This is a genomic window from Pseudogemmobacter sonorensis, from assembly GCF_042762395.1.
Classification (GTDB): domain Bacteria; phylum Pseudomonadota; class Alphaproteobacteria; order Rhodobacterales; family Rhodobacteraceae; genus Pseudogemmobacter; species Pseudogemmobacter sonorensis.
Window position 1 is genome coordinate 48,890 of sequence record NZ_JBEFZE010000023.1, and the last position, 11,927, is coordinate 60,816.

10 protein-coding genes are annotated in these 11,927 nt (G+C 67.3%); 3 read left to right on the forward strand and 7 right to left on the reverse strand.

Annotated features, from left to right (window positions below):
- Nucleotides 1-124 precede the first annotated feature (124 nt).
- The gene (locus ABNX41_RS15290; protein WP_438670595.1) at nucleotides 125-1,828 is read right to left on the reverse strand and encodes an ABC transporter ATP-binding protein; all 1,704 of its coding nucleotides are present in this window, start codon (nucleotides 1,826-1,828) and stop codon (nucleotides 125-127) included.
- Between the two features lie 147 nt (nucleotides 1,829-1,975).
- On the opposite strand from ABNX41_RS15290, the gene ABNX41_RS15295 reads away from it, so the two are divergent.
- Nucleotides 1,976-2,266, forward strand: coding sequence for a hypothetical protein (locus ABNX41_RS15295; RefSeq protein ID WP_438670596.1), 291 nt, complete (start codon nucleotides 1,976-1,978; stop codon nucleotides 2,264-2,266).
- Nucleotides 2,267-2,268: 2 nt separating this feature from the next.
- Here the strand turns inward: ABNX41_RS15295 and repC are convergent, their stop codons facing one another.
- From repC to ABNX41_RS15315, 4 genes are all read right to left on the reverse strand, one after another.
- Nucleotides 2,269-3,453, reverse strand: coding sequence for a plasmid replication protein RepC (gene repC / locus ABNX41_RS15300; RefSeq protein ID WP_438670597.1), 1,185 nt, complete (start codon nucleotides 3,451-3,453; stop codon nucleotides 2,269-2,271).
- A gap of 180 nt (nucleotides 3,454-3,633) precedes the next feature.
- Nucleotides 3,634-4,551: a plasmid partitioning protein RepB gene (gene repB, locus ABNX41_RS15305; RefSeq protein ID WP_438670598.1), complete on the reverse strand. Its 918-nt coding sequence runs from the start codon at nucleotides 4,549-4,551 to the stop codon at nucleotides 3,634-3,636.
- Nucleotide 4,552: 1 nt separating this feature from the next.
- Complete coding sequence (gene repA, locus ABNX41_RS15310) at nucleotides 4,553-5,746, reverse strand: plasmid partitioning protein RepA (protein WP_438670599.1); 1,194 nt, start codon at nucleotides 5,744-5,746, stop codon at nucleotides 4,553-4,555.
- Between the two features lie 206 nt (nucleotides 5,747-5,952).
- Complete coding sequence (locus tag ABNX41_RS15315) at nucleotides 5,953-6,993, reverse strand: tyrosine-type recombinase/integrase (RefSeq protein ID WP_438670600.1); 1,041 nt, start codon at nucleotides 6,991-6,993, stop codon at nucleotides 5,953-5,955.
- 792 nt (nucleotides 6,994-7,785) lie between these two features.
- Here ABNX41_RS15315 and ABNX41_RS15320 point away from each other — a divergent pair.
- Both ABNX41_RS15320 and ABNX41_RS15325 read left to right on the forward strand, forming a co-directional pair.
- Nucleotides 7,786-10,164 (forward strand): sensor histidine kinase, encoded by a 2,379-nt coding sequence (locus tag ABNX41_RS15320; protein WP_438670601.1) that lies wholly within the window; start codon nucleotides 7,786-7,788, stop codon nucleotides 10,162-10,164.
- A 69-nt stretch (nucleotides 10,165-10,233) separates the two neighbouring features.
- Nucleotides 10,234-10,842 carry a response regulator transcription factor gene (locus tag ABNX41_RS15325; protein WP_438670602.1) on the forward strand — a complete coding sequence of 203 codons (609 nt, stop codon included), beginning with the start codon at nucleotides 10,234-10,236 and terminating at the stop codon, nucleotides 10,840-10,842.
- 196 nt (nucleotides 10,843-11,038) lie between these two features.
- On the opposite strand, the gene scpB is transcribed toward ABNX41_RS15325, so the two are convergent.
- Together scpB and ABNX41_RS15335 are read right to left on the reverse strand one after the other, a co-directional pair.
- On the reverse strand, nucleotides 11,039-11,686 hold the full coding sequence (gene scpB / locus ABNX41_RS15330; RefSeq protein ID WP_438670603.1) for an SMC-Scp complex subunit ScpB: 648 nt from the start codon (nucleotides 11,684-11,686) through the stop codon (nucleotides 11,039-11,041).
- Nucleotides 11,687-11,690: 4 nt separating this feature from the next.
- A partial coding sequence (locus tag ABNX41_RS15335; protein WP_438670604.1) for a DUF1403 family protein occupies nucleotides 11,691-11,927 on the reverse strand: 237 nt, incomplete at its 5' end.

Genomic DNA, 11,927 nt, shown 5'->3' on the forward strand with positions numbered 1-11,927 from the left:
GGGCGCGCTTTGTTCCGCCCTGCCTGCCCGGCTTTCCGGCAAAAATCAACTCATCAGTTCAGTTTTTTTGCCGGAGCGTCGCGCAGGTAGGGCGTAATATGTTTCTGCAATACGTTTTTTGGCGTCAGGCGGCCGAAAGCCTGGCATAGCGCCCGCCCGAGGCCGCGAGTTCCGCATGGGTGCCGGTTTCGGTGATACGGCCGTTTTCCATGACCACGATGCGGTCAGCATCGCGGATTGTGGCCAGCCGGTGGGCGATGACCAGCGTGGTGCGCCCCGAGGCGAGACGCTCCAGCGCGGCCTGGATCTCGCGCTCGGTTTCGGTGTCGAGCGCCGATGTCGCCTCGTCCAGGATCAGGATCGGCGGATTCTTCAGGAACACCCGCGCGATGGCGACGCGCTGCTTCTGCCCGCCCGACAGCATGACGCCGCGTTCGCCGACAACGGTATCCAGCCCATCGGGCATGCGCGCGATCATCGCGCCAAGCTGCGCGGCCTCGGCGGCGGCAAGGATCTCGGCCTCGGTCGCGTCCAGCCGACCATAGGCGATGTTCTCGCGCAAAGTGCCGCCGAAGAGATAGACATCCTGGCTGACGATGCCGATCTGGCGGCGCAGGCTTTCCAGCGTGAAGCCCCGCACATCCATGCCGTCGATGGTGATCCGTCCCGAAAGCGGCTGATAGAACCGCGGCAACAGCGCCAGCAACGTGGTCTTGCCCGCGCCCGAAGGGCCGACGAAGGCCAGCGTCTCGCCCGGGCGGGTCTCGAAGTTGACATCTGTCAACACCGGGCGCGCCGGATCATAGCCGAAGCCGACATGATCGAAGCGGATCGCACCCGAGAAGCGGGGCGCCACCACGGCCCCCGGCGCATCCGCGATATCGGGCTCGGTCTCCAGAAGCTCCTGATAGCGGCGGAAGCCGGCGATGCCCTTGGGATAGGTCTCAAGCACGGCGGCGATCTTTTCCAGCGGGCGGAAGAACACGCCCGACAGCAGCAGGAAGCCCACGAAGCCCCCGGCAGTCAGATCGCCCGCCAGCACATAGCCCGCGCCCACCACCATGATCAGCACCTGGACCCCGCGCATGCCGATGTAGTTCAGCGCCTGGCTCGCCGCCATGATCCGATAGGCGTCAAGCTTGGTCTGGCGATAGGCGGCGTTGTCGGTGGCGAAGCGGGCGCGCTCATGCGCCTCGTTGCCGAAGCTCTGGACGACGCGGATGCCGCCGACATTCTCTTCCAGCCGGACGTTGAAATTCGCGACGCGGGAATAGATCGCCCGCCAGGTGGCCGTCATCCGCCCGCCGTAGACCGAGACGATCAGCACCGCCATCGGCACGATGATCGCCGTCATCACCGCCATCGGCTGATGCAGCCAGAGCATCAGGGCGAAGGCGCCGATGAAGGTCATCACCGCGATGAACAGATCCTCGGGGCCGTGATGGGCGACCTCGCCGATCTCTTCCAGGTCGCGGGTCACCCGGCTGACCAGGCGGCCGGTGCGCTCACGGTCGAAGAAGCTCCAGGACAGTTTCTGTACATGGTCGAAGGCGCGGCGGCGCATCTCGGTCTCGATATTGATGCCCAGCATATGCCCCCAATAGGTGACGATCGCCATCAGCCCGGTGTTCACCAGATAGATGACCATCAGGGCCGCGGCGGCCAGCAGGGTCAGGCTCCAGTTCCCGGCGGGCAACAGGAAGTCGATGAAGCCCCGCACCGCCAGCGGAAAGGCCAGCTCCAGAAGGCCCGACAGCACCGCGCAGCCGAAATCCACCCAGAAGAGCATTTTCCAGGGGCGATAATAGGAAAAGAACTGACGCAGCATCCTGTCTCCGATCCGGCACCCGCTGGCCCCCGCATCGCGCCAGGCGGGGGCAAGGTCAAGGGCGTGCAGCGGCATCGCGGGGGCCACTTGAAAATGTTCTCTTTATGTTCTATATCTTCGAGCAAGGACTGCAAAGGGAATCGCCCGATGGAACAGACCAGCTTCGCCCTGCCCGTGACCGAGCGTCAACTTTCCTATGCCCGCGCACTGGCGCTGAAGAATCGTGTCCTTCTGCCGTGGGAGGTGCAGCAGGATCGCCGCAGCCTGTCCCACTGGATCGACACCCAGGCCAGGCTCGCGCCGGTCGACGATGGCCGCCCCAGTTCGAAACAGGTGGCCTTTGCCGAGCGGCTTGCCCGGATCAAGCGCCGGGCGGTGCCCGACGAATGCTTCCGCGACCGGCAGTTGCTGTCGCGCTGGATCGACTGCAACAAATAGGCTCAGGCCGGATGGGCATTCTCGGCCCGCAACAGCGCCATTACCATCGGCCCGGGTGAGAATGCCCCCTGACCCGCCTTGCGGGCCAGCGCGCGCAGATAGCCGCCGGGCTTGGCGATCCGCTCATGGCTTTGCAGGATGCAGGCCAGGGTGATTGCGGCAATGGCAGGTGTCATCAGCCTTTGCGCTTCCTCCCAGGCTTCAGAGCTGATGCCGATCATGCCCCGCACGAAATGTGCGGCCGCGATCAGGCCACGCCAGTTGCGGATCTCGGCACTGGCATAAAGCCGGATCTCGGGACAAGCCCGCAGCACCAGATACAGGGGCAGCAAGGGTTCGGCAGCGGGAGCATCGTTCATCGCCGGATCGGGTTCCGCCCTTGCAGTTTCATTGCAAGGTTCAGATTCAATAAGCATTTTGGTTGAATCATGAATGTGCCGCCCGGATTGCACGACATTGCCGTCCATATTTTCCGTTTCATGCACCTTCATCCCCCGATCTATCCGCACGAGCAGCGCCGAAACCTCGGCATCCAGCGCGTCAAGCTGCGCTGGATCGAGCTTGCGGCGCAGCGCACGCTTCGACAGCGCCACGGCATCGGATAGGGCGTCCCAGTTTCCGGGCAGGCTTTCAGCGGCATAGGCCACCAGCTTGGCGCAATCACGCAGGCGCAACACCACCGTTTCGCGCAGGCAGCGCAGCCGCTCGGCCGCGATCCGTGCCGCCTCGGCCGCCGCAGCGATCTCCTCGGCGCGGCGCGCCAGCGGCGAAAGGTCGAAACCGAAGGCCCGGTCCAGCGCGCCATAGCCGCGCACGGCATAGCGCTTGCCGTTGGGGCTGTCGTGGCGCAGGATCAGCCCGGCCGCGACCAGCGCCGCCAGGTGGCGCCGCAGCGTGCTCTCGGCCATGCCATGCGCCCGCCCGGCCAGCGCCGCATTCGACGGGAAGACGATCACCGGCGCATCGCCCGCGATTTCGGCCGCGCGGTGAAACGACACCAGCGCGGCCAGCACCGCCAGATCGCGGTCGCTGACCCGGAACGCCGCCCGCGCCAGGCCCAGGTCGCGCAGGACCGCCCATTTGTCCGCCGCCGGGCAATCCTTTCCCGCGCCGGCCAGCGCCTGCGCTGCGAGAAGACCGGCATCGACCGGCCGCCGCCCGAAGGGCGTCGATGAAATGTGCTGCATGATGTTTCACGAGGATGCAAAAACACATCCCGCCGAATCGACGAGTTGACAGGTGTCAACGGATGCCGTTAGATTCGAGGTGCTAGATCGACCAACGGCCCTTCGGAATGTTCATCATTTCGGGGGGCTTTTTCGTTTCGCGTCCTGTTTCGTGCCTCCTGTTGTCGTTGCCGGTTCGAATCACTCCTCTCCACGGGCGAGGAATTCGCGATGCAGCCTCTCGATCCGGGCCAGAAGCCAGTCGTCGAAGCCGGGCGCCGCGCTGTGCGACAGCGCCAGAATGGTCTCGTCCGCCCGCCGCTCCACCCGGCCGAGCGCGATCTCGCCCGCGCCGGTCAGGCAAGGCGGTGCGGGCAGGCGGGGTCTCGCGGGGGCCAGGCGGCGGAAGATCATCTCGAACCGTTGGTCCGAATCAGCCCCGGTCACGGCGGCGGCCACCGCCTCGGGGTCGCGCTCGCGGATCCGTTCGGCCAGTTCCAGCCAGCGGTTGCGCCCGACCGAGGGCGCGGCGCCGATGGCGTGCAGCACCGGCAGCGGAATCGCATCGGCCACGGTCAGCATCCGGCTGACCACGGTCTTGTCCACCGCCAGCGCATCGCAGATCACCGCGCGCTCAAAGCCCAGATCGCGCATCTGCCGGGCGAAATTGGCCTTTTCGATGAAGCTCAGATCCTTGCGCTGCGCGTTCTCCTGGCCCTGGGCGATCATCAGGTCGCGGTCGGACAGGTCGCGCAGCATGGCGCGGACCGGCTGGCCAAGCAGCCGAAGCGCGGCGACGCGGCGGCGGCCATAGACCACCTGGAACCGACCCTCGGCCGCCGGGGCATGGCGCAAGAGCACCGGCACCTGCTGGCCATAGGCGTGGATCGAGGCCGCCAGCTCGGCGATCCCCGCCGCATCCTCGTCCAGCCGGTCCTCAAGCCCGCCCTCGTCGATCAGCGCCGGGTCGACCTCGATCACCGAGCGGCTTTTCAGATCGGCGATCGACTGGCCCACGGCACCGATCGCGCCCTTGGTCATGCGCGGCGCGGCGGGGGAGGGCGAGGCGGGCACCTCAGTGGGATTCAAAAGCCCCTTGAGCAGATCCTTGCGAGCCATCTCAGCGCCCCTCGCCCCTTGCCGTCCGGCCCCAGGCGGCCTGGATCAGATCCTCGATTTCCGCATTCACCGCGTTCAGGCTTTCCAGCGCCCGCTCATAGGTCTGGCGGTTGAAGGCCGAACGCTCCACCTCGTAAAGCGTCTGCTTGGTGATACCGGCATCCGAAATCGCGGTCGATTTCAACGCGGTATGGTTCAGCACATGATCGCCGAACATCGAGCGCATGAAGCTGACCATCTGGTTCTGCGGCCCGTCGCCGGGTTCGTATCGCGTCACCAGATAGCGCATCCAGTCGTAACTCATATCGCCCCCCGCATCGGCCACGACGCCGAGAAGGTTCGACGTCATCAGAAGAAACTGGCACATCGACATGACGTCGAGCATCTGCGGATGCACCGTCACCAGAACGGCGGTCGCCGCACTCAGCGCCGCCATGGTCAAAAAGCCCAGTTGCGGCGGGCAGTCGATCACCACCACGTCGTAATCGGCTTCGATCTCGGCCAGTTTCTCCGATATTCTGGTAAAGAACATCTCACCCGTGCGCGCGCTGAGAACGCGGGGCGTGTCATGTTCGAATTCCATCAGGTCGAGATTGCCGGGAATGATGTCGAGATTGGTGAAATAGCTTTTCTGGATCACCTGGCGCAGGGGCAGGGGGTCCTCGTAGCGGATCGCGTCATAGAGCGTGCCGCCGTCGAGCAGGTCGAATTCGGGCTGGAAGCCGTGCAGGGCCGAGAAACTGGCCTGCGGATCCAGATCCACCCCCAGCACCCGATAGCCGTCGAGCGCGAGCTTCTGCGCCAGATGCGCCGAGGTGGTGGTCTTGCCCGAACCGCCCTTGAAATTGATCACGGTGATGACCTGAAGGTGATCGCCCCCGCGGCGCCCCGGCAGATAGGTGCCCGGGGATTTCGCGCCCTTTTCCAGCATCTGGCGCAGGGCCTGGATGTCCTCGGGCGAGTAATAGCGCCGACCGCCGGCCCGGGTCTCGGGCTGGGGGCCGCGGCCCTCAAGGCTCAGCTTGCGCAGATAGGCATCCTTGACGCCCAGAAGATCGGCCACCTCGCCACTGGTGAAGCGGCGCAGTTGACGCCGGGCATCGGGCGGGAAAAGCTGCTCGCGATGGCTCTGCAACCGCTCGGACAGCCGGGCGGCGTGATCGCCCACCAGCCGGTCGATCCGTTCTCTTGTCATGTCTCTGCCCTCGCGGCCCAAGGCGTTGTTACGCTGAAAGCCGTCTTATTCTGTTCTTGGCGTATATATCTGCGGGCCAAAAGGGATTCGGGCAAGAAAAATCTTCAAGATCTGGTGGCAGAGGGCCGAAAAGGCACAATTCGGCCCCGGAACGGGCCGAGAACCGGGCCGAAGGGGCCGACGAGCGGAGAGAATCACCCGCTGCGTCAAAGCCCCGCGGCCTTGGTCAGATTGACGCGGAAGCGGTCGCGGCGGCGCTGGTAGCGGCGCGTCATCTCGGCCGAGGCATGGCCGAGCTGCTTCTGGACATGGCGCTCCTCGACCTCGGCCGAGGAGGCGAGGCCCGCGCGCAGGGAATGGCCCGCGAAAAGCGCGGCCCGCGCGGCCTGGGTCAGATCGGCGCGCAGCCCGGCCTCCAGCGCGGCGCGCTTGACCAGCCGCGCCACCTCGCGGTCGTTGAGCCGCATCGGCCCCACCGCGCACCCGCTTTCGGTGACGCGGCGGAAAAGCGGACCCGCCTTGATCCGCGACAGGCGCAGCCAGGTCTCCAGCGCGGCGACCGGGCAGGTGGCGGGCGCCGAGCCGCGCCCGACCTCGACCTCGCGCCAGCCGGTCTTGCCGCGCAGCCGGATCAACAGGCCCGCGTCCAGGATCTCGATCCAGCCGCGCCCGTCCTCGGTCTGGTCGTGCCCCAGGTCCAGCCCGGTGATCTCCGAGCGCCGCAGCCCGCCCGCGAAGCCCAGAAGCAGCATCGCCCGGTCGCGCAGCCCGCGCAGCCCGGCCGGGTCCAGCGTGGACAGCATGGCGAGCAGATCCTCGGGCAGGATCGCCTCTTTCTGGCGCGGCGGCGCGGCATGGCTGTTGCGGATCCCCGCCAGCACGGTCGCGACATGGGCGTCGCGGCGGTCGAGCGTCTGGCCCCGCTGGGTGTAATTCCACACCAGCGCGGAAAGCCGCCGCTCGATCGTCGCGACCGAGGCCTTGCGCCCGCCCGCCGAAGGGGCGCCCGAAGCGCAGGCGGTGATATAAAGCCCGACCACCTGGGGCGCGGGGGGCAGGGGCTCCAGCCCCTCGCGCCGGCACCAGGCGGTGAAATGGCGCCAGTCCGATCCATAGGCGCGGCGGGTGTTGGGCGAACTTGCCGCCTCGGCATAGCCGCGCGCCTTTGCCGCCAGGCCCTGCAGCCGCAGGCCATGGGGCGCGGCGGGGAAGGCGGCGGGCGGCGGCGGATCGGTGTCATCGGTCATGGCGGGTCCCTTTCGGGCCGGGACCCGAGGGGAAACGCCGGGCCGGGCCGGGCCAGCATAGCAGAGGGCGCCCCCCCGCCTTCAACCCCCCGCCTTCACCCTTCCCCGGGTTTCGAGGGCCCGCCAGATCCCGAACGCATGGGGCGGATCCCGCTCAGGCGGGCAGCGAGGCGGAAGATGGCGAAAGCGCCCGACAAAGCCCTGACCGGGCGGCGGGGAAACTGCCCGGAGAAAGACTGAGGTTACCCTCGGAAAGCGACGGATCTGGGGTCGACCGCCTGCCAAGGGCCGATTCGGGGTGTCCCCCTCATCCTCCTTGGAAACTGTCCAACCCCGGGCAGCCCGGGTTACCAGCGCCAGCCCGTCCGACAACGCGGACCCGAAGCGGCGATGAAGCCCCACCGAGTCCGCGCCATCCGACCGGGCGACGACGCCCGACACTCGTTACGAACAAACCGCCACCCCGAACCGGGACCGAAATCGCCCGAACCGACGGTGGCTTAACCGAATACGCGACTGAATCTGTCTTCCACATCGGCACGCGATCTGTAAATTCGTGTGGTTGCCTAGGCAATTTTGCCTATCCGGCCGGGATTCAGGCGCCGTCGCCCTTGATTTCGGACGGTTTTTACGCCGTTTACGCCATGATTTCGCTGTCGCAGCAGGGCCTTCCCCTGATAGAGCGGCGGCGGCGGGGCCCCCAGGCGCAGGGGACGGGACGAAGCGCGACGGACAGGACGGCATCCGCTTGCCTTCCATCCGCGCGCAGGGCGGTGGAACGAAGGTGCTGCGATGACGAAATCCCTTGGCGCGCTTCTGGCGATCGGACTGGCGGGATTGCAGTTCCTGGCGGTTCTGGCCGTGGTCTTTTCCTCCTACCTCACCTCGGAGCGCGCGCTGATCCAGCATGCGCACGAGCTTTTGCGCGATGTCGGCACCAATACGATCGAACATTCGCGCGGCTTCCTGAACCCGGCCGAGGGCGCGGCGGAACTGGCGGCGCGGCTGGCGCAGAACCGGGTCGTGGCCTCGGACAATCCGCAGCTTCTGGAACAGCTTCTGTTCCAGCAATTGCAGATCGCGCCCCAGGTCTCGGGCGTCTACTACGGCGCCGAGGACGGGACCTTCGTCTTCGTCATGCGCTATTCCCAGGGGCCGGGGCCGTTCCGCTCGAAGCTCATCACCTTTGATGCCGAGGGGCGGCGCCAGGTCGACCTGATCTGGCGCGCCAAGGATTTCACCCGCCTCGCCCATCAGGCCGACCCCGACGATCCCTACGAGGCGCGCGACCGGCTCTGGTATACCCGCGCCAAGTCGGAACAGACCACGATCTGGACCGACCCCTATATCTTCTTCTCGTCCCAGCATCCCGGCATCACCCTGGCCGCCCCGGTGATGGGCGAGGGCGGCCAGGTGCGCGGCGTGGTGGGGGTGGATATCGAGATTTCCGAAATCTCGAACTTCCTGGCCCGGCTGAACATCGGCGACACCGGCAAGGCCCTGGTGATCCACAAGAACGGCGATGTGATCGCCCACCCGAACCCCGAGATGATCAAGACCACCAACGAGGACGGCACCCTCAGCTTCGCCAATCTGACCGAATTCGAGGATCCGATCGTGACCGCCGCCTTCGGCCCGCTGCTGCGCGACGGCGAAATGCAGGTGATGCGCGAGACCGCCTCGGATTTCACCTTCCGCGGCGCGCGCTATGTCGCCTCGGTGATGCCGATGATGTCGGACAAGCTGCCCTGGACCATCGCGGTCTATGCGCCCGAAAGCGACTTCACCGGCGCGATCAAGCAAAACCGCACCACCAATATCTGGATCGCGGCGCTGGTCGCGGCGATCACCGGCCTGGTCGGGCTGATGCTGGCCAGTTACATCCACAAGCCCGTGCGCGCCTTTGCCGTGCGCTCGGCCCTGGTGGCGCAGGGCGAGATCGACCCGGCCGAGCCCATGCCCAAGACCTATCGCGAGTTGGAACGCGCCAATGAGACCCTGGTGCAGGAGATCATGGCCCGGCGCGAGACCGAGCGCGAATACAACCAGACCTTCGACCAATCCTCACGCGCGATGGCGCAGATCTCGCCCGCCGACGGCACGATCATCCGCGCCAATGCCAGTTTCGGCGCCCTGGTCGGCGCGCCGCCCGAAGCGGTGGTGGGACGCAGCCTGGCCGATGTGGCCCATCCCGAAGACCTGGCGCAATACACCCGCGACGGCTGCCTGTCGGGCGACAATACCAGCAATGTCGAGATGCGCTGGATCCGCCGCGACGGGCACCAGATCTGGGTCAAGCTGAACGCGATCCTGATCCGGGGCGAAAAGGGCCGCGAATTGCACAGCGTGCTGACCGTGGACGACATCACGCAAGAGAAATCCCGCGACCACCAGATCCAGCAGCTCAGCCGCGACCTGTCGCATCTGGCGCGCGGCCATACCATGGGGCAGATGGCCTCGGGCCTGGCGCATGAGCTGAACCAGCCCCTGACCGCCATCGCGCAAAATGCCGATGCGGCGCTGCTAATGCTGGATCACCCCGCCGATCACTCTGCCGATCACTTTGCCGCGCGCGCGAGCGGCACACAGCTCGCCGCCCCGATCGCCGCCCAGGCCGAATTGCGCGAGATCCTGGAAGAGATCGAGCAGCAATCCCTGCGCGCGGGCGAGATCATCCGCGCGCTGCGCGGCTTCGTGCGCAAGGACGAAGGCAGCACCATGGGCTTCGATTTCGCTGAGCTTCTGACCCAATCGCTGCGGCTGGTCCATGCCGAGGCGGTCGAGGCCGGCGTGGTGATCGACGCCGCCCCCGACCCCGGCCTGCCCGGGATCGAGGCGAACCGGGTCCAGATCGCCCAGGTGATCGTGAACCTTGCGCGCAACGCCATCGAGGCGATGGCCGACGGGCGCGACAATACCCGCAGGCTGACCATCCGCGCCCATTCGGGGCCCGAGGACGTCACCGTCAGCTTCGAGGACACCGGGCCGGGCATCTCGCCCGATATCCAGCTTTTCAGCCAGTTCGAGACCTCGAAACCCGGGGGGATGGGGCTGGGCCTGTCGATCTGCCGCTCGATCGTCGAGGCCAATGGCGGGGCGCTCTGGCTTGATCCCGACCACGAGCGGGGCGCGCGGTTCCTTTTCACCCTGCCGACCGGCCGCGCCGCCTGAAACCCCGCCCCGCAATGCCACCCGAGAAATCTCCCCCGAGAAATTCCAAGGAGAAGGACGACCCAGACGATGGACAAGCCGACTCTGACAGTCTTCGTGGTCGACGACGACGAGGCGATCCGCAATTCGCTGTCGCGCGCGCTCGGGATACGCGGCTACAGCGTGGAGACCCATGGATCGGCGGCCGAGTTCCTTGCCGCCTGGCAGCCCGGACGCCAGGGCTGCCTGGTGCTGGACTACGGCATGCCCGACATGAACGGGCTGGAGCTTCAGCGCCACATGAACGAGGCCGGAATGCCGGTCCCGGTGATCTTCATCACCGGCCATGGCGGGGTGCGCGAAACCGTGGCCGCGATCAAGGGCGGTGCCATCGACTTTCTGGAAAAGCCCTTCCGCCAGTCCGACCTGGTGGAGCGGATCGAGACCGCCTTCGCCCTGCTGCGCGAGAGGCTGGCGGCCGAGGCCGTCGCGCGCGAGCGCCAGGCCCGGTTCGAGCGGCTGACCATCCGCGAGATGGAAATCGTCGACTACATCCTGAAAAACCCGGCCGAGACCTCCAGCAAGGAGATCGCGGCCCGGCTGGGGATCAGCCCGCGCACCGTCGACCACCACCGGGCGCGGATCCTCGAAAAGCTCGACGCGCGCTCGCTGGCCGAGCTGATCGCTTTGGCGCGTTAGGCCCGCGGCATCCGAAGGGTTCGTTTTCGACGGCGGTGCGCCTTGGCAAATGGCGACGCGGTTTCGCGAGATCGCCGCAAATGCGCCGGAAGATCCGCGTTTCCGGCCCGATCGCAGCGCGGGAGGAAGGTTTATCCGTTTTCGGCGGCCTGTCCGGGTTCTTGCCCGGGGCAGCGGCCTCGGGCGACGGGCGGGCTCAGGGCTCGTCGCCCTCCTCCGCGCCGAAGACCGGCGGGCGCAACTCGGGCGGGATCGCGGCCGGATCGGGCGCAAGCAGCCCGGCATCGGCCAGCGCCTCAAGATCGGGCAGGTCGTTCAGGCTTTCCAGCCCGAAGCGGATCAGGAAGGCCTCGGTGGTGACATAGGTATAGGGCGCGCCCGGCTCGGGGCTGCGCGGCCCGCGCGCGATCAGGCCCTGCCGGTGCAGCCGCGCCATGGTGTCGCGGCTGACCTCGCGCCCCAGAAGCTGCGACAGCGCGCCCCGGGTCACCGGCTGAAGATAGGCCACGGCCGCCACCGCAAGCGCATCGGCCCGGGGCAGGGGGCGGACCTCCTCTCCGGCATCGAAGGCGCGGCGGATCGCCGGGCCCAGGCCGGGGCGCGTCCGCATCAGCCAGCCGCCCGCGACGCGCGCGATCTCATAGGGCCGGTCGCGCAGATCGTTCGCGATATCCTCGACCAGAAGCGCGATCACGCAATCCTCGCCGACGACGCGGGCCAGCATCTCATGCGTCACCGGGGCCGCGCTGGCGAAGATCACCGCCTCGGCCCGCGCCATCCAGGCCCGCCAGCGTTCGGCGGGGGGCAGGTCGGCCAGATCCCGGTCGAAGGCCTCGTCCGCCATCGGATCAAAGCCCATAGAGGCGGAAGCTGGCCCGCCCGGTCAATTCGCGCGCCGCGCCAAGGGCGACCAGCCGGTCGAAGATCCGCCTTGCGGCGCGGTCGCTGGCGCGGGCGCCCGCGCGGGGGGCCAGCGCATCCTCGGACAGAAGCCGCGCCACCACCGCGGCGGCATCGCGTCCGCGCAGCTTCGGCGCCACCGCCAGAAGCCGCGCGGCGCGGGTGCGCAGGTCCCGGTGCAGCCG